A 20,539-nucleotide genomic window follows, 5' to 3' on the forward strand; every position below is an offset into this window, starting at 1 on the left:
TGGATGCAACAAAGAATCACTTTTTTGTTATTCACGGTGATTTCTCTGCTGATTTTCGCGGGGTGCTATTTATTTTCGATTACACTTTCGAAGACTTCATTCGCCAGCGGAACAATTTTGTTGCTCTGTCTTCTCTTTCTGGCCAGTTATCAGTTACGCAAAAAAATCTCATTTCTACCATTGGGAAGCAGTGCCGCCTGGCTTCGTTTTCATATCTTTATTGGCTTCCTGTCGTTTGTCGTCTTTGCGATACATACCAGACTGCAGATTCCGAATGGCCTGTTGGAATTCATTCTCTTCCTGACGTATTACACCGTGTTTTTAAGTGGTGTGGTTGGATTGTTCCTGTCACGCACGATTCCCTATCGTCTCCTCTCGCGTGGAGAAGAAGTGCTCTTTGAGCGAATTCCCGTACATCGACGAAAAATACATGATCGAGTTAAGACGCTGGTCTTTGATGATGCGCAGCCAGAGCAGGGGGCCGCACTCCCTGATTTCTATCACAAACACTTGCAGGATTTTTTTGAAGGCCCGCGTCATCAGATCAGTCACATCCTGCATTCAAAACGACATCTGCATCAACTCAAACAGAAAATTTCTGCACAAGAGCCGTTTCTTGATGAACAGGAGCAGGTTAGGCTACAACAGATCGCAGAGCAAATTCAGTTGAAAGATGATCTCGATTACCAATATATTTTTCAGGCCATTATCAAATTGTGGCTCTTCGTGCATGTGCCTTTGACATATTCCCTGATCATTTTTGCTTTCTATCACGCACTTGCTGCCTGTGCGTTTGCGAGTACCAGCGGATGACCGAACCGTTGCAACCTTTCGACTGGAAGAACAGTAATTACGAACGACCTGCAAACACCTGGGTTTGCGGACGGTTGTGCGAGAAAGGTTTGCCTTGTCGGCTGGGACCGAGCAACAAGGGGGAATGCCAGGTTCAAAGTCAGTGCGAGCCTGCAGAGAAAGGTGGAAAATATCAATGTACTCGTTCCGTCTTGAATGGGGGAAAGTGTAAGGAAGGTCCGGCACCCGATGGGACCTGCTGTCAGCCTGATACCAGTTGTCAACCCCGCCGCAGTCTCTTAGCCAAGCGGCGGTTTCTGGGGGGACTTGCTGCGTTCATTGCTGCTTCGCTTTGTCTCATTGTTTTCAGCGGTGACTCTCCCTCCTCTCTCCTTTCGCCGGGGGAAGTCATTGATGCACACGCCAATATTGAATCGAACTGCAGTGCCTGTCATTCTGCCGCCGAGGGAGGCCTTGATACCTGGATTCATCTGACCATGAATGATGATGTCGCTCTTGATGATTCAGCGTTATGTCTGAAATGCCACACGGAGTTGGGAGAAGAAGCACTTTTCGCCCACAGTGTTTCTGTTGAGCGATTACACGAAATAACCAGTCAAATTCAAGAAACGAAGGAAACAGCTTCGACTCCCATAGCACTGCAGCTTGCTTCATTGACGGGCCATCCCACGACGAACGGTAAGCTCGCCTGTTCCACCTGTCACCAGGAGCATCATGGACGAAAGGCAAATCTCACACAATTAACAGATTTGCAGTGTCAATCCTGTCATGCCAGGCAGTTTGCAAGCTTCCAGCACGGCCATCCCGCTCTGGGGGATTATCCTTATGAACGCCGATCGCGGATTTATTTCGATCATAACACGCACCTGAATCGTTATTTCAAAAATGAAGAGTTTAAGCGAACCATGCCCCACGGGCACAAACCGGAATCCTGCAGCTCCTGTCACACATCTGATGCCACAGGCCGTCTGATGTTGACAGGCAGCTTCGAAAAGACCTGTGCCAGTTGTCATGAACCGCAAATTGAAGATGTCGATTTTCCAGGCGTTCCATTTTTTGCACTGCCAGTCATTGCTCCCACATTGATGAAGTCACAGGGAGCCTGGCCTAATACCGAGGGATCTTTTGCCACAGCCAGGTTACCTCGACTGATGGAACTCTTGCTGGAAAATGATCCCGGCTATCAAAGTGCCATCAAACAACTGGGAGCGATTGATTATCGTAAGTTGAACAATGTTGATCCAGAGCAAGCCGCCGCAGTCGCAGAAATTGCCTGGGCCGTTAAAAGACTGCTCTATGATATTTCCACATCAGGCGAAGCGGCATTAACGGAGCGCCTGGGAAAAAACAGTGCCCTGTATCTGCATCTCAAACCGTCCATCGTTCCCACATTATCACAGGCGCAGCAAATCTGGTTTCCGAATCTGGCAGCGGAAATCAAAGATCATACAGAGAAAAAGGCACTACCAGCTTCGACCCGGCAAAAACAGGCACCGTCAGGGTTCTCTACACGCAATGCCAATAGTGGTTGGTCTATCTCCGATTCTGATTTTACAGTTCGCTATCGTCCCATCGGCCATGCCGATCCCCTCATTAAAGGTTGGCTCGATCAGGCTGTTCAGAAGGATCAGAAGAATTTAGACCGTGACAGTCTATGGCAGATATTCTCAAATCCGACCGCATCCGGCACTGAAGATTCTCACGGAGCCCTTGCTTCCGGTCGCTGTCTGATGTGTCACTCTGTTGATAAAGATCCTGTGAGCGGAGTTTCTCACATCAATTGGCAACCGTTACCAACGCAGCAGGCAAAAGAACAATTCACGCAATTCTCACATGCTCCTCACTTATTAGCAGGACAACGACTGAACTGTGAAAATTGTCATGTCTTTGACCGATCTGGCACAGACAGTGCTGCCATTTTGCAGAGTGATTATTTCGTTCGCGATCGATCGAATTTGTTCTGGCAGATCAATCAGAACAGCCGGCAGGCTTGCACCAGTGGCTTTCAGCCCATCAGCCGGCAAAATTGCAGTACCTGCCATAATCAGGCAACCGCAACCCAAAGCTGCCTGCAATGTCACAATTACCATGCACATCGGAAACTGACTTCTTCTGAATGATCCTGGCGACGTTTAATAAATCTGGATATAGGTGCTTAAAAAAAACAGCCCCCTGAAACGTGAGTTTCAGGGGGCTGTGGTTTTTTACTTGGCAGCAGTGTCTGCTGTTAGTTCAACAGCGGGTTGTCACCGCCGGCGATAGCGCTGAAGAAGTCATCGAGATCGGATGCGTCTGCATCGTCGATCACAGGCAGACGCCGCTGTGAATCGTTCAGCGATTCACTCATCAGGTCGTTGCCCGCTTCATCAGCGTCCAGATCGTCATAACCCAGGACGTGCCCCAGTTCGTGCATCACGACCGTCAACAGATCCATGCGACCGAAGGCTGCACTCGCTTCGTCGGCGACCAGGTTGCCGTCTGCATCCAGCGTGAATTCGCTGTTGTCAAACGGGCTGTCGTCTACGAACCAGCCATAGCCGGCGGCATTCACGTCGATCAGGATCGTGCTGCTGTTCGCACCACCGAGCATCGCATCCGGCAGATCTGCCAACACAAAGCTTACCGACTGCAGACGATCCAGTTCTTCCGCCGTCAACCCTGTGGCACTCCAGTAGGTCAACGCGGCATTCCGCACAGCGTCCAGATCGGCCTGGGTGATCGAGTCAGCAGGCGTGCTGCTTACACCGGCGGCGGCTACCAGCGGTCCGGTCCGTTCGATGCGAACGGCGTCCGCGATGATCGAACCGTCGGCCACATTGTCACTCAGTGTCACCGTGATCGTTCCACCGGCTCCGACAGCGATGGTGCCCAGGATTTCCCAGTACTTGCCTTCGGAATAGAAGTCGTCCGCTTTCAGTCGCTGATTGACCACGATCGGCCCGGTGCCAATGTTATATTCTGCATTGCTGGCCCGAAGGCTCGAATGCTGGTACCAGGTAGTAGACACGGTATACGTCCCGGCGGCCAGACCGTTGAAGTTCCAGGTTGCCGTACCGTTATCGCCCAGATTCAACTGCTGCGCATCAGATTCGTAGTAGAACAGACTCGCACCGCCCTTTGCCTGCCAGGGGCCCACACTGCTGTAATCGGCGTCCCCGTTGTCGACAATCTGCACCGTCGTCATCGTAGCCGATACATTGATCGTGAAGGGATTCTCGTCGGTATCATCGTTGGCAATCGAAACCACGCCGGCGGAGACACCAGACATTCCCGTGCTGTTGAATTCCAGCACAAACGTCGTCGATTGGCCGGCGGCCAGCGCCACCGTTCCCGGCCCCGAGAAGACACTGAAGTTCGCCGGAGTGGAGATCGCTCCCAGGTTCAGCGTGTCGGTGCCTGAATTCGTAATCGTGAAGGTCTGGAACAGGGATTCCGCAAAGCTGGCTGTGCCCAAGTCGACACTGCCGACGCCGCTGACCAGATCAACGGCGTCTGCCTGCACTTCGATTTCCGGGCTTCGCAGGCCGATGGGAATCAGTTCCAGTCGCATCGCATCGGCGACGACATCACCATTGGCACCGTCGTCGGTAATCGTCACCGTCAACGTGGCTCCTGCTGCCACCTGGAAGTTCCCCAGTTCTTCCCAGGTCGTACCATCGGCAGTGAAATCATTGGGAGCATACCGCTGGTCCAGGCTGACCGTAATCGGTCCCCCTTCAATTCCGGAGATCGTGATCTGGGCATCCGGTGCCAGACTGCTGTGCTGGAACCAGTGAGTCGATACCTGATAGGTGCCGGCTCCCAGATTGTCGAAGGTCCAGGTCGCGGTGTTGCTGCCCAGCAGATCGCCACCACGCAGGATATCCTGATCCCGCTGGAAGTAGGTATAGAACGAGGAATCGTAATTGATAGAAACGGTTTCCCAGGGACCACTGTTGCTGTAATTCAGGTCTCCATTGTCCACAATCATCGAGTTTTGTGCCGATCCCGTCACACTGAAGTTGAAGGGATTTGCATCAAACGAATCAGCGCCGAAGGAAATCATGCCGCCAAAGGGACCGGCGACTGCAGCATCCATCTGTACGGTAAATGTGGTGGAAGACCCAGGTGACAGATTGTCATTCCCAAAGCCACTAAGGAGGCTGAATCCTGCTGGCAGGTTCAGCGTTCCCAGTGCCATATTCCGTTCACCATAGTTGGTCACAGTGAAGGTCTTGATGACAGGAGCCCCGACGATGGTCTCTTCGAAATCAACGGTGCCGCCATCTTCGACGACTCCCCCGTCAACTTCCACGCTGATCACAGGATCGACCACGCGATAGATGCGGATTTCATCGGCGAAAACAATCCCATCGGCATTGTCGGTCAGCTGCACACTCAGGGTGTTCCCTGTGATCGCAACCGGATTACCAATATATTCCCAGAGCGTGCCATCATCCAGGAAATCATTGGGGTTGGTCTGATGACTCACCAGTACGGTCGTCACAGGAGACAGATCGTCATAGATCGTATAGGGAGCGTTGCTAGCAGCGGCCCCGCCGTAGGGAGCGAGATTCGGGTGGACGTACCAGTTAGCAACCACCTGATAACGGCCTGGTTCCACATCAAAGCTCCAGGTGGCACTGTTGGCACCACTGCCGCCCACATCTGCCACGCCGGCATACAGGAATTCGGGATCGCCAATGCCCCGGGGGGTATAATCGTTCCAGGTTCCCGTGGTAGAGAAATCGGAGTCCGTGATGCCGACGGTGGCCGGCCCCGCTGTTCCACTCACAGTGAAGTTATAAGGATTCTCATCTTCGTCGCCCGTTGTAAACGAAATCTGACCAAAGGTAGAACCGCTGGTCCCCCCGTCAAACTGGATCGTAAAGGTAACGGAACCACCGCCGGCAATCGTAACCGGCATTGTATCGGTTCCAAACGGCGAAGCGGGATCAATGCTGAAGCCGGCAGGAAATTCGACCAGGCCGGTGACATCGACGTCCATCGAAGACAGATTGGTCACGGTAAAAGTCTTGCTGACCGGTACTCCGGGCAGCGTGCTGCCGAAGTCAACATTGCCGGTATCGTCTTCGACAACCGTGCCCATATCCACGGTGACCTGCAGATCGGGCTCTGGCAGATATTCAATGCGGATCGCATCGGCAATCACGCCGTAAGACAGGTCGGACATATGGTAGAAGTCACGCGGATTGTTGTTGGCGTCGTTGGTCAGCGTGACCGTCAGTACCCCACCAACAACAAGGTACGATGCGTTCAAATCAAACCAGGCAGTTCCGTCTTCCGTAAAGCTGGACGGGGTAACCTGCTGGTTGACATCGACCGTCACCACGCCCGATCCGCCATCCAGAGAGAACGGCGCGTCATCGACGCGGTTGAAATAGGGAGCCCAGGTGGTCGAAACCCGGTAATTGCCATCGGCCAGATCGGTAAAGGTCCAGGTTGCGGTTTCTGCACCAGGTTGAGTCGTGGCGCCGGGCTGATTTGGAATCGCTGCCGTCGAATCCGCTTGGTAACCATCGTCACCCAGGTTGGTTCCGTCCGGGAAATTTTGAAAACCGGCCGTTGCGGAAAATTCCGCATCGCCGTCATCGATGATCACCACGTTGGAAACACGGCCATCCAGCAGAATGTTGAAGGTCGCTTCGTCGACATCATCGGTTTCGAATGAGAAGATGCCGGAGCGGTCTCCGAAGCTGGAAGCGTCCATCGTAATCGTAAACTGGATCGTGGCCCCAATGCCAACGGCCTGAGGGGTCAGGTCGGTCGTATAACCAGCTGGAATTGTGATATTGCTGATATTCAGGACCGCGGAACCGTTATTGGTGATTTCAAAGGTTCGCACGGCGGGAGTCAACAGTTCGGTATCACCGAACTGAATACCGCCGGGATGTCCGTCAACGACCACCGCCGGTGGTGCCAGTACGTCGGTCACATCCGTCAGTTCGATTTCCGGACCTGCAGAAACCCGTTCGATGCGGATCGCATCGGCGATCACATTGCCATCGGCCAGGTTGGTCAACATGACGGTCAGGGACCGGGTGCTGATCGTAAACGTCCCCAGATCTTCCCAGATAGCGCCATCGGCACTGAAGTCATCGGGCAGTAACTGCTGATTCAGATCAACGGTTGCCAGCGGAGTCGCAGCAATGGTGCCCACATCGGACTGAGCCCCGTCAAAGACCGTAAACGGAGTATCGGTGGCGACGAGCCCGACTGATTGAGGATTGTCCGAAACTGGCCAGGTCACGGAGACCCGGTATTCTCCCGGTGTCAGGCCGAAGAATTCCCAGAAGGCCTGAGCAGGCCCCGTTCCGGTCGGCGTGTTTCCGTGGACCGAATGAATGTCGTCTTCGAAACCAGTCCCATTGGTAATGGCGGCCGTTCCATTCGGATGGAAAGCCCAGTCTCCGGTGAGCGTGAAGCCGACATCGCCGTTGTCCACGATGAAGCCGGGACTGTCTTCAAATGGACGCACATTTTCGAAGTTCAGATACTGCACGGTACCCACGCCGTCCGCCGTCAGGGAGAAGCCGGTGTCGATCACGGACTGTCCCTTGGCGTCGAAGTCCAGCGTATCCAGGCCCCCGCGGCCGTCGGCCGAACGCAGGACCGGTGGTCCGTCGATCGGGAAGTTACCGTCCTGGGAAAGTGGATCGATGAAGATCAGGTCGTTGAACTCACTACCGACCACGTTTTCCATGAAGCTGGGGTTCGTATCCGGCTGCTGTGGCTGAATCTGTCGCAGTTCGACCGTGTTGCCGCCGAAGACATCTTGAGGCATGTTGATGATATCGGCATCAAACACGATGCCCTGGCTGGCGAAGCGGAAGTCGATCGTGTCGTTGCCGTGGATATCGGTGATCACGTCGGCACTGCCGCCGGCCCCTGGTTCCATCAGGAACACGTCGTTGCCGCCGTTTTCGCTGCCGACGCCATTGCCGCCGCCGTCCAGGTTGTCGTTGCCGAAGCCGTCACCCAGAATGTTGTCATCGTTGTCGCCGGTGATATTGTCGTTGCCGTCACCACCGAAGACGTTTTCGATGCTGTTGTCATCGTCGCCGCCGCCGGTGCCCAGAGCCAGGCCACCACCAATGTTGGTCGCGGTTCCGGCAAACAGGTCGACGTTCACGCCTGTGGTGTAATCCCGGTAATCGAGGCTGTCGTTCCCCAGATCCCCGTTCAGGGTGCCGGTGAGGCCCGCTCCGTCACTCAGGTCGAAGCGGTCATCCAGGTTGCCCCCGATCAGGTTTTCGAAGTCGAGGAAGCTCAGGAACTGTTCCGGTGGTGTGGCCGTGGCGTCACCGCCCGTGGTCGGACGACCGCTCATCAGGTTGGGACGGTCGGCGATAATGAAGCCGGTATCCGTCGAGGTGATACCCCAGTAGTTATTCAGATCGGGACCTTCCAGCGTATCCCCGCCGGCGGTTCCCAAGAGATCGTCGATGTTATCGAAGCCCAGGCTGCCGATGCCGGTACCCAGGATGCTGCCGTTGTTTTCGCGGCCCTGGAAGCCGTCGATGGTTCCCAGACCGGAGAGGGCAATGTGCACCACGGCGGCATAGGTGGTGTAGTCGATGGTATCGACGTCGCCGCCCCCGTCGATGAAGCCTCGCAGAATGCTGCCAGGCAGGAAGAAGAATTCATCATTGCCGGCATCCCCGTTCAGGCGGGTGTCCACGCCCATGGGCGTGCTGCCGTTCTGCAGGGAGAAGTCATCGTCGCCGTTAAAGCCGTTGATCGTGACGTTATTCAGGTCTTCCTGAGTCGTCAGGTTCACACTGATGTCATCATTGCCGTCGGTCCCCGTGACGTTCAGGTTATCGATTGCCATATACGTGATATCGGTGCCCACGGCACTGGTCAGGCCTTCGACGGTGGTCGAAGTGACTTCGAACGTGTCACCAGTCAGATCGCCGGAATCGATGAGGATCAGCGTGTCGTCGCCCCCTTCGCCGTCAATCATGATCTGAGCATTGATGTTGTCGACGGTATTGCCGGCATCAAAGACATTGATCACGTCATCGCCGGCGGCCGCCAGGATGTCGATGTTGAGTACGCCCAGCGGAGCCGAATGCACGCGGATCACATCGTTGTCGGCTGCGTTGGTGCCGAACACGTCGTCGGCATCGATTACAATGCTATTGAGGTTGCTCCCCGGTCCCACAGCGATCAGATCAATCGTGTCGCTTCCGGGGCCGGAGACGACTACCAGATCCTGATATCCATCAAACACCACATTGGTGAATCCCCCGTTACCCATGATCTCAGTATAGCTGCTGAGCAAAGAGGGGGAGTCAATCACAATCTGGTTGGTCATGGGGGTATCACTGGCATCGACATGGAGTTCACCACCTGAATAAGTGAGGAAGTCGAGTCCTCTCAGACGGGCAAACGAGAATCCGAAGTCAATATCGGTGTTCCCTGACTGCGCGGCAACGATATTACCGCTCCCCAGGGCATCGTCCATGTCCGAGAAGTAACCGACATCATAGGTGTTGATTGAGGTAATGAGACGAAATGCGTCGTTCATGCCTCCGCCACCATCAAAATGGAACGTGATATCGTTGACATCGTAGGTATTGGGGTTAAAGACATCTTCCAGGTAGAAGTCGGCGGCGGCGTTCAGGTGCGAACCGCTGGAAAAGCCGACGGCCGGCGCGGCTGTGGCAAAGAAGGGCAGTCCACCAGTCGTTTCGTTGACATGGAGCGCATCGCTGTCACTGGACCCCAGGACGGTGAAGGAGAGGATATCAGCAATCGCCCCGGTGAAGAAGATACTGGGGTTAATGGCGATTTGCAGATCGGTGCCCGTTGCATCCAGAGCCACATTGATGTCATCAGCGACCCCGTCCTGGAAACCGGAGGCGAACATGTCCAGCACCAGGTGGTAAGCCCCCGTGCTGGTGGTGACGTTTTCGATGCTGCTGTAGGTTACCGGCAGTTGCAGATCGGGTGCCAGGAAGCTGAATTCTCCCGAACCGGCATCCATACCCAGCGTCAGTACCGGCGGATTGGTTAAGCCGCTGAAGTCCATGTTGAGGACGTCGCCCGGTCCCGGCAATGTGGGATCACCTCCATTGATGGTGATTGGCGAATCGCCCGTCGGCAGAATGTTGAACGTGTCGGTGTCGTCGCCGCCGTTGATCGTGGTCAGGGTGGCATCGACGTTCCCCAGCAGATCCACGATCGCTCCGGCTCCGTTGGTAATCGGATCGACGTTGATCGTAATGGTCGTATCAGCGATGACTTCGCCCGTCAGAGCGAGCAGGAAGTTATCGCCTGAGTTCAGTACTACATCCGCGCCCGTTGATTCGACCGTGACGCCGGCGTAGATCGTCAAATTATCTCCGGGACCGGCACCATCGGTTGAGGTCAGCGTGACGGTGCCAGCCGCGGTCACGTCGTTGTTAACGGTCAGCGGACTGGCGGCGGAAACGGTTACATTTCCATTATCTGAAGTGACTCCGTTCAACATCAGGACATCGCCAATAATCAGAGCACCTGTGTTGCTGACCACGACATCATTGTTAATGGTCAAGGCACTGAGTGTGCTGATGGCGGTATCGATGTCTGCATCCATGGTCGGAGTTCCAATGCCGCCTTGAGCTACAAGGGCTGCCTGACTTGCCGTGATCAGGGTTGTTTCTCCTAATGTGTTATCCAGGATGGCTCCGTTGGTTGATTCAACGATCACCGTACCACCGGCACTTTGCAGATCGGAAATCAGAACGTTATCAGTGGCACTCACAAAAAGCGTGCCTCCTTGAGCGTTCACCAGACCTGCACCGTCAGCCTGGGTGAAAGCTCCGTCGCCGCTCAAGTCAGTATCAGCGATGAGTGTCACTGCTGCCGCCGAAGTGGTATCAACGACTGCAGCAGCATTGAGAATCAGATTGTTCTCAGCGAACAGGTTAATCTCACCTCCGTTGGTCTGCACGGTGGTGTTGACATTCAGATTGTTAAGCGAAGTAAGAGTGATGGAAGCCCCGGTAGACTCCACCGTATCCTCAACATCGATACCAAACATAGAGATCACTGAGATTTCGCCGGCTGCCGTAATTCCACCGCCAAAAGAACCACCACCGAGATTGACATCTGAATCATTATAAATATGAAAACCACCAGCGGTACTTCCACCGACTATGGTTCCTGCGAAGGTCTCCAGACGATCCGCGTTGGTGCCGACTCCCATATTGCCACGGAATCGTGCGTTGGTGGAGGCTGTATTGAAATTAGCACCGTTGTTATCCAGAATCGCTCCTGTGGTAGAAAGCACATCGATCGTACCTGGTAAAGCAACTAAAGAGGCCAGGAGAATATCTCCACTAGCAGTGATTTTGATATTTCCGTTGGGCGCATTCACGGTTCCTATCTGAGTAATCGAATCAGCAGATTCAATGGAGATGAGGTTATAAATATTTTCAATTTCTTCATGGATCAATAACTGACCAGTGACAAAGAGGTCAATTCCATGTACTGCCTTAAGACCGAAAACGGGACCAATGCCACCGATGGTCAGTGGTGTAACGCCGGTGCTGTTGATCCAGATGAATCCGTCTACATCGGCTTCCAAATTATTGACGTTGATGTCCAACGCATCGCCGATTCCACCTACGTAAAATGTTGCCCTTAAAACTGCGGTCGCTGCCGTCAATTCATCAGTGGCACTTGATCCACCATCGGTGATCGAACCGCCGGTGGCATTGATGACCGCGTTGCCGGTAGTAGTGACATCTTGATCAAAGATCACGCTTCCCCTGCGTACGGTCAGATCGCCTGAGCCAATGTCGGTGGCGTTGGCCTGGAAAGTGGTTGTGTCACCAACTTTGGCATTGATGGTCAGGTCTGCATCAAAAGTGCTATCCAGACCTTCGATATTGATCGCATCAATGCCGCTGCCGCCACTAGCTTCGGTATTGATCGTCAGTGTTCCGGTCGGATGAGTGAAGATGACTAATTCTCCGAGAGTGGAATCAATCTGAGATTCCCCATCGCCGGCATCACCATCATCGGACAAGGTGATGGTTTCGCCTGCTCCGGTAAAAGTGAAGATACGATCGGTTGCCATGATCGTATCGAGTACCGGTTCCAGGCCGGTGTAGGTTATCGTTGCGGTGCCTTCACCATTAAAGAAGACACTGCCATCACTATCGTTGACAAAACGATGTTCTACGGTAGTTGCCGTTCCGCCGAGGATTTCCAGGGTATCGCCGGCGCCATCTTCGCCTCCGGTCCCTCCGTTGAAGGTGAGACCATCCACCGGATCGAGCAGACCGCCCATCGGGTTGGTGATTCGCAGAATATCATCTCCCTCCAGGCCGTTGAAGGTGAGGGATGTGATGTTGGTTAACATCACGGGGCCAGTCACAGTTTCTCCCATTCCGCCGACATCAGTGGTGAGGACAAACGTCGCAGTATTGGCATCGATAAAGGTGATTTCGAGCAGATCGTCTTCACCTGATCCATCAATCACAATGTCACCCGCCCCGAAGAGGGAGAGATCCTGGAAGGCACCGATGTGTGGCGTCATCGTGTTTGCATCAACGGCGTGTTCGGATGAACTGAACGCGGCTGTCGAACCAAAGCCGATGGCAAACTGTTCTGCCAGAGAATCTGGGTCAGTAGGTGCATAATTCGGATCGCTTTCGTAAGCAAACAACGGATCGCCGAGGATATTGGTTGGGTCCAAAGGCAGATTGGAATTCAGATCGTTGTCGTGGAAGACGTTGTAGGTCACGGTTGCGTTGGCAGGAGCGAGGACTCCGAACCCTTCAATGGGGGGCAGGGGAGGTTCAGCCTGAATATTCAGGTCAATGTTTGTTCCACCATCACCGGTTGCGACTGTGGTGCCGGGGGCATCGTCCAGATTCCAGTAAGCGACCAGGCGTGGATCTCCATTCAGGAATGAGGTTCCAACACTGGTTCCGATGATTTCAGCGCGTTCTGCCGGATTGAGTACTACATCGAACCAGGCGATGTCGTCCATCAGACCGTCGAAGTAGCGACCACTGTCACCGGGGTCACGACCCACATTCATCAGACCATTGATCGTATCGATGAATTGCATACTGTCGAAGCTGGACAGGTCTGTGGGGGTGAATCCGGGCAGATAGCCACTGACTTCCGTTCCATCGATGTAAATCCGCATTTCCGAGGTGGTGTTATCCCACGTGTATTGGATATTGGTCCATGTACCAGCAACGCCAGCACTGCCACCAGATTCAATCACGAAGTCGCCATCATTTGCGACTCTTCCGTAGAACTGACCTCCACTGTTTGGGCGGAACTGGAATTCCAGACCCTGATTTCCAGGACCTTCAAAGAACTGGTTCCGTTTCCCGGTATCTTGCATGTTGACCCAGAAACTCAAGGTACCTTGCGCGCCGACATCGAACGAGGGATCCTGGAATGTGGCAAAATCATCGATGCCGTCAAATTCCAACGCACCGCCGAATTGTCCCATTCCGGGTCGGAACTCAGGACCGAACGGGCTGATCCCGTTTGCCGAAATATACATCTCGATGCCGTTTTTATTATCAACGGCAATATTGCCGGCCGCCTGGTCGAAGTCCCAGTGCGCGATTAACCGGGCATCCGCCGAAAGAGTGGCGACGCCATTCATTCTGATCATGTCCCGGTCAGTCTGATTGAGGACCGCGTTAAACCAGCCGACATCATCCATCAGACCATCGAAGTGCCGATCTCCACTGGCATCGCGGCCGACGGTGACTAACTGGTTGACAGTGCTGATGATCTCAACCCATTGGCTGAGATCTGCGTCATAGGTAGTGCTGAGGTAGCCAACTTCCGTGCCATCAAGATAGATGTGCATTTCCGGATTCACGCCGCCATTAAAATTCCACGTGTATTGGAGATTCTGCCAGACACCTTCCGTTCCACCAGCGCTGCCATCTTGAATAACAACATTATCACCGGTATTGTTAACGCCGCGCCCCGGGCTGCCAAAGAACTGCCCGCCGCTGTTCGTTCGATACTGAAACTCAAAACCCAGATCGTCCAGACCTTCAAAGAACTGATTGCGGCGGCTCTGGTCCTGCATATTGACCCAGAAGTTGAGCGTTCCGGCTGCTCCCACATCAAAGGCAGGATCCTGGAACAGACCAAAGTCATCGACGCCATCAAATTCGAGTGCCCCACCAAACACACCGCCAGCAGGATTCCACAGTGGATCATTGGAAGGTTGAGGTCCGTCATATGTGAAGCCGTTAAAGATGTTATCGGTGATGTTGACCGATCCCGGGGGAACGGTGAGATTTGGATCAAAGTAAATACCACCAGACTGGGCAAAGTTGCCATCTCCATTGATTGTAGCAGAATCCTGCCAGTCAAACGTGTTGTGAATGATGTCGACACCATCGGCGGTCATGCCCTGATTGGTAATCGTGACGGTGTAATTCTGGTCGCCCTGTTCCTGGAACGCACCGGCTTCCAATCCGTTTCCGAAGTAGTTGAAGGAAATTTCACCACTGAAGGCTTCGCTGTTCGGATCGCCCAATGTTCCCTGAGGACCAATGGCGATCGGCCCCCAGCGGAAGTGATCGGCACGGAATTCATTACGGGTGATCAGGAAGTTTTCACCACTGCCGCTGTTTCCATCACGGATGGCGGCACGTCCGAATTTGCCTTCAAAGATGGAATCGGAGACTTCCAGATTGTCGGCATTTTCAAAGACGACGGCACTTCGATAGTTGTCACTGAATAACAGATTATTCAGAGTCGTATTGTCGCCTGTCGTGACAACGACATATCCACGATAGTCGGTTGCCATCGTGTGCGTTTCCCAACCTAACTGGGCGCCACTGATCGACACGTCATTGCCGGAAATATGGATCACTTCATCATAGGTTGTCGGAGCGCCTGATTTGCGGATTTCGACATCTTCTTTACCGGCACCAACAATGGAAACCGCCTGGTTCAAGTTCAGAGTGCCAGTTGTCAGATAAATGCCCGCGGCGACATTAATGGTCCCGCCAATTCCAGCGAGATTGAGGGCATCGCGAAGTTCAGCACCACCGGCGGAACCAAGAACATTAACCGTGGGAGCATCACCGGAAATACTGGCGGCAAGAATATCGACATCCAGTTCAACGGTTCCACTGGTAACAAACAGATTTCCTGATCCAATGTCTGTCGCATTTGTCTGGAAGGAAACGGTATCGTCTGCTCCCGCGTTGATGGTGAGATTCGCGTTGAATTGCTCATCCAGGCCTTCCACGTTCAGGGTGTCGATGCCACTGCCTCCACCGAGTTCGGTATTGATCGTCAAGGAGTTTGTGGCGTTCACAAAGGTAATCGACTCAGCCAGTGAAGAGTCAATGAAAGACTCACCATCATTCAGATCACCATCATCAGACAGTGTGATCGTTTCTGCTGCTCCTGTGAAAGTAAATACTCGATCTGCAACGTCCAGATTGTCAGTGATTGGTTCCAGGCCGGTATAGGAAATAATCGGAGTCGCTGCCCCATTGATGATAATATTACCTGAGCTGGCATCGACCAAAACATGTTCTACAGAAGTCAAACTACCGGTCCGACTCAGAACCAGTTCGTCATTCCCTCCGGTTCCACCGTTAAAGATAATTTGAAGCGGCGTGGTCTCATCGATGCCGGTCAGGTCAACCGTGAGCGTGTCATCCTGATTGGGTTCACCTTCAATGACTAAGGGGCCGCCCAGAGAAAGTAAAGGAATTGTAGCGATGGTCATGCCGGAATCATCGTCCGTCAAAACCAGATTCGGGCCCACTAAGCTGAGTGTGTAGTTGTTGGCTGTTCCATTTACGGGCAGTGTGATCTGTGGTGTTGGATCTTGAACGACAATAGAGACATCGTTGCCGTCACCACCTGTGTAAGTCAGGAATGCGGTGAGTCCTGAGACGCCGAGAAAATTGGAAAATTCATGGCCTTCATCCAATCCGCTGAAAGTACCGACAACAGGATCAATACCGTCATTGTTGATCAAAACAAACTGTTCGCCTGCAACCGGATCATAGCCGTCGATCAGATTTAAAGTTGCTCCCGCACCAATAGTTACAGTTCCCGTGACATCAATCTGATCAAATTCGGTTCCCGGAGTCGTTCCGTTAATCTCAATATCCAGGCTTCCCGCTGGAACGGAATTGGTGTTAATGGTGATCGGAGCATAAAACAGATCTTCGTTGCTGCCATTGGCTACACTATCGCCATCGATCATCAGCACACCGGTAATCATATTCCCTGCGATCTGTACGGCGCCGATGGTCATTTCATCCAGTCGCGTCAAACCAGCTGTACTCAACGCCGTATCGGTTACAGAGATGAAATTGTCGATCTGGCTCGTAATGACCAACCCGGTAGGATCTACGATCAATGCACCAATGGCGCCCAACGTACTTTCAGAACCTTCACCATCCACATAGAGATAGAGTGTCTGCCCGGATGAAAGGCCAATCGCATCACCACTGGGAGATTGATTCTGGAAATCGCCGGTTAAACCATCGATGAGGGCACCTACATTGGTCAGCGGGCCGTTGGAACCAGCGGCTGTCGTCCAGAGAACAATATCACCAAAGTTGTTTTGAGCGTAGATGCGACGTTCGCCGTTGATTTCAATGATCCCCCCGCCGCCGGTGGTACCGGAATCGGAGCCGATTCCCGGAGTCGGGAAGGGGTAGGGGATTAATGTCTCATTGATCCAGGTCTGTCCGCCGTCATTACTGATGGCGTGATACTGACTGGTGACGCTGGGGCCTGTGCCGGTATGAAAATATCCTTCCAACACGCCGCCGCCCATGTTGAGGATGCTGGCATGGTCGCCTGAGGTCAGGCCAGTCGGACTGGTGATGGCGCCCAAGACTAAATTTGTTCCGTTCCAGGTATAAGTGGCACGACGGAGTTCTCCCGTGGAACCTCTCCAGAAGAGAATGTTTTCGCCCTGGACTGATTCTACATACCGCAGGTCTTCGCTGGGACCTACATCGAGATGCGTGAAGCTGCCCAGATTGATGTTGTTCAGCTCAAACGTATCTCCCTGAATATTGAGGCCATTTGTGTGAATGATTCCGGGGCTGAATCCGGGAGCCAATGTCGCTCCATCGGTGACTGTCAGTGTTCCCTGAATATCAGGTGTGCCGCTCAGTGTAATTCCACGGTTTACGATCACATTTTCTGTATAAGTTCCTGATTGAACTTCGACTGTTCCGGAAGCATCCACCAGGTTAATGCCGTTTTGAATGCGTGAGCCCATGCCGGGATCACTGCCCAGTGCATGCACGCTTAAGCTGGATGTGTCAGGCTGGAACCCCGGAGTTGCACCAGATACGTCAGCACCGCTGGTGAGAATCGTTGAGAAGTCGATTCCTCCATTAGTGATTCCGGCTCCGTCCATCACTCCAACAATCCCGGCTGCGATGACCGTGGCATCGGTCGTGCCCCACCAGTTTCGGAGTGCATCGAGGTTGGGTTGTGTATCCTGCTGGAAGAAAATCAGTCCTTCGTTATTCACAATACTATTGTCGCGGACCACAACATTGGTGGGGACGCGCGGATTGGTCGAGGTACGTCCGATGCGAATTGCATAGTTGGTATCTGTGCCAGATTGGGCAGCTAAGTTGTCATGAATCGAGTTATTCGTGATCTGAATATTATCGACGGTTTCACTGACATAAATTACGCCGTTATTACTGCTGCTGCCGCTGATATCGTTTCCACTGACAACCACGTTGGAACGTCCGATGGTAATTCCGTCCTGAAGCGAATCGATAATGATATTATTGATCACATAGGATGTGGTTGAGTGAGCGTCTTCATAAAAATCGTTGACTTTGATTCCATCATTTGCGTTCATATGCCCTAAATTGAGCAGGTTACCTTCAATGGTAATTGCTTCTGAATCGTCAACAAAAATCGCACCGTTTGTGCTGAAAATGTGATCAAATTCATTAAAACGGATACTGCTGTTTGAGGATCCATCATAATTCGCCCCGTCCCCGGCTGTATCATGGATATAATTGTACTGGATCGTGGAGTTGGAGGCCTGTTTCAGCTGAATGCCTTCATCGCCTGACGAGTTGTGAATGATATTGTTTTGGACAATGACCTGGTCTACGGGGTTACTGCTGCGTACCAGGTCTCCCGTTCCGTTGGTAATGACCAGTCCGTCCAGTGTCACATTATCTGCATCAATCAAAAAGATCTGGCTGAGGGTTCCGCCGCCGTCAATAATGGCTTCAGTAGTATCATCGGTTTCATCACGCAGGGAACTGCTGCCGGGACGCGGATCAACGCCGGCTTGAGGGCCTTGGATGGTGACTGTTTTGGTAACATTGATCGTTGCGGAGGGAGTGTATGTTCCAGCGGCGACAATAATTGTGCCGCCTTCGGCAACATTGTCGATGGCTTCCTGAATCGTGGCAAAGGCATCCACGCCAAACTCGGTGGCGGGGCCTCCTGCGTCTGGATCCTGACCTGGAGTTGGATTACTGAAATTGTCATCTACGTAGACCACAGCCGGGCCGTTAAACACAAATTCAATGGCGCCAATGTCTGGGGCTGATCCTTGTGGGCGAGCAATCCCCAATTGATCTTCAAGACTTGAGGTATCACCATTATCAATAGCGGGACTACCGGGCAGGGGAACGCGAGTCTGGAGTGCAGATTGAGAACCAGGAGCACCAACGAGCGGTCCATTCGCGGCCAGAGGAGCAAGATTTGCAGGAGTTCCGGTAATATCAGTCGACTGGATCACAAAACCATTGGGAACATTTTCTACTGTTCCATTTATCAGATTATGGCCTCCTGAAAATGTATCAAGGTTTACCCCTCCATCTGTGCCAATCTGATGATCACTGTTCCCATCCAAAATAGAGTTACGGAGAGTGAGTGTACTACCCAATCCGAACGGATTGGTGAGAAGATAAACTCCACCCGTTTGTACGGCAGAGTTATCAGTTACGGTAGAATCAAACAAAACGACACGTGAATTCTCTAAAGCGAGGGCTCCGCCAGCATCAGCGCTATTTCCAGAGAAGGTGCTGTTGAAGATTCCTGATGTTACCGATGGTGAATCTTCTATAGAAATCGCACCACCATTACCAGCAGAACTGGCGACTGTGTTATTTACAAAGGTTGAGGTATACACGCTGGTTCTAGAATTAAAAGTTTTGAGGGCGCCACCACTGACATCTGCATTCGCTGAACTTAAAACTTGATTTCCTGTAAATAATGAAGAGTAAATCCGGAAGAGGGATGAATTATTAACAAGTATTGCACCACCTCCTTCTGGCCCATTACTCTGATTTGTGTCAAAGACACTATCCGTTACATCGAACTGAGCACCTGCGGACTTGAAAACAATTGCCCCTCCTCCACCATATAGGCCTGACGCTTCAGTTGTTTGGTTGTTGGAAAAAGTTGAGCGGTCAATCGAATGCATTGATCCAGCACCATTTCTGTCAGTGATTGCAATCGCACCACCGGCAGCTGAATAATCGATTCCAGGAGTTCCTGACGCAATATTTACGGAAAACAGGCTGTCTTCGACATGTAAATTGGTGTCAAACGCGTGAACCGCCCCCCCATTGAATGATTGGTTTCCCGTGAATTCCATATTCTGGAGAGTAAGAACTGGTTGAAATGTATTCCCTACCGCAAGAATTCCTCCCCCACCTTCAGTGTCATCATGACCAATGAAACCTGATCCATCGGTAATTCTCAGGTTTGAAAAAGTGGCGTCGGAATAGTCGACGATAAACACACGAAACAGGTCATTTCCGGTAACAGTAATTTCTTTCGTGCTTGTATCTCCGTCAGTGTCACCGTTGATGATGATGTCATCTTCAATCACCAGAGTACCTCCGGCATTGATGGTCCCTGCGAGACCTGTCTGAAAGACAATCGTATCTAAACCTGCATTGGCATTGGCCTGATCAATCGCGTCTGCCAGTGAACCGGTACCACTGGCGTCTAAATTCTCGACTGTGAATGTCGTCAGCAGCGTTCGGTCTTCCAAAGCTTCTGTTGTCGCGATCTGATTCTTGACAATCGCCTGCCAGCGTCGGCGGATGGCACGGCGGTCACGGGATCGAAAGACGGGGCGTTTTTTGATGCGGGAAGTAAGAGAGTTGAGCCAGTTGGTCAGTAGCATCCTGTCATTCCTTCGTAAGAAATTCAAACGATTCAGGGGATGGATTATTGTGGAAGGTTTCGTATAGACAAATCACGGAATGAACGCATGAGGTAGCGGACATTTTTCCATAGGAGAGGCATAACCACTAAGAAAAAGCCCTCCTGGTGCAATCGATCTATTTTCTATATAGGTACTAGAGTTAACTGATGCATCTGTCCATTGTCTACTGTAAAAACTGTTACATTCTTCTTTTTTTAACAATTTTACCAGTTTGTTCATTAAACAGGACATGTGATCGCATGTGTCTTTTTCAGTGGTTTGGGGAGCAGATTTTTAGTCCGTATTGAGTCGCTAATCAGGACAAGAGCAGTGTTTTTTACCTGTCGATTGGTATGGATCGGTATGATTGTGTAGTTCTTTGCTTGGGATGGGGTTGATTCCCAACGTCTCATTCCGAATGAAAGCAGCAAAGTCCGATCTGATGCTTCTGGAGACACTGCAGCGAACCAGAAGACAAATTGGTTTCAGATAAAAAAATTGGTCTCCAGCTGATGATTCGTTACATCTGGTTCCAAACACGATAGCATTGCTTTAACATCT

The 20,539-nt window shown here is 52.3% G+C and carries 3 protein-coding genes; 2 read left to right on the plus strand and 1 reads right to left on the minus strand.

Annotated elements, in window-relative coordinates; genetic code table 11:
* Positions 1 to 3 precede the first annotated feature (3 nt).
* Together Pan241w_RS08140 and Pan241w_RS08145 are read left to right on the plus strand one after the other, a co-directional pair.
* Positions 4 to 813 (plus strand): hypothetical protein, encoded by an 810-nt coding sequence (locus tag Pan241w_RS08140; RefSeq protein WP_145213583.1) that lies wholly within the window; start codon positions 4 to 6, stop codon positions 811 to 813.
* Positions 810 to 2,933, plus strand: a complete 2,124-nt coding sequence (locus Pan241w_RS08145; RefSeq protein ID WP_145213586.1) for a hypothetical protein — start codon at positions 810 to 812, stop codon at positions 2,931 to 2,933. The genes Pan241w_RS08140 and Pan241w_RS08145 overlap by 4 nt, the downstream gene beginning before the upstream one ends.
* A gap of 107 nt (positions 2,934 to 3,040) precedes the next feature.
* Here the strand turns inward: Pan241w_RS08145 and Pan241w_RS08150 are convergent, their stop codons facing one another.
* Positions 3,041 to 19,957 (minus strand): golvesin C-terminal-like domain-containing protein, encoded by a 16,917-nt coding sequence (locus Pan241w_RS08150; protein WP_145213589.1) that lies wholly within the window; start codon positions 19,955 to 19,957, stop codon positions 3,041 to 3,043.
* Positions 19,958 to 20,539: the final 582 nt, after the last annotated feature.

Origin of the sequence: Gimesia alba (genome assembly GCF_007744675.1) — a bacterium.
GTDB lineage: Bacteria > Planctomycetota > Planctomycetia > Planctomycetales > Planctomycetaceae > Gimesia > Gimesia alba.

Excerpts from the sequence above, each read along its gene's own strand:
- Pan241w_RS08140 (WP_145213583.1), top strand. The coding sequence starts at position 4 with ATGCAACAAAGAATCACTTTTTTGTTATTCACGGTGATTTCTCTGCTG.
- Pan241w_RS08145 (WP_145213586.1), top strand. The coding sequence starts at position 810 with ATGACCGAACCGTTGCAACCTTTCGACTGGAAGAACAGTAATTACGAA.
- Pan241w_RS08150 (WP_145213589.1), bottom strand. The coding sequence starts at position 19,957 with ATGCTACTGACCAACTGGCTCAACTCTCTTACTTCCCGCATCAAAAAA.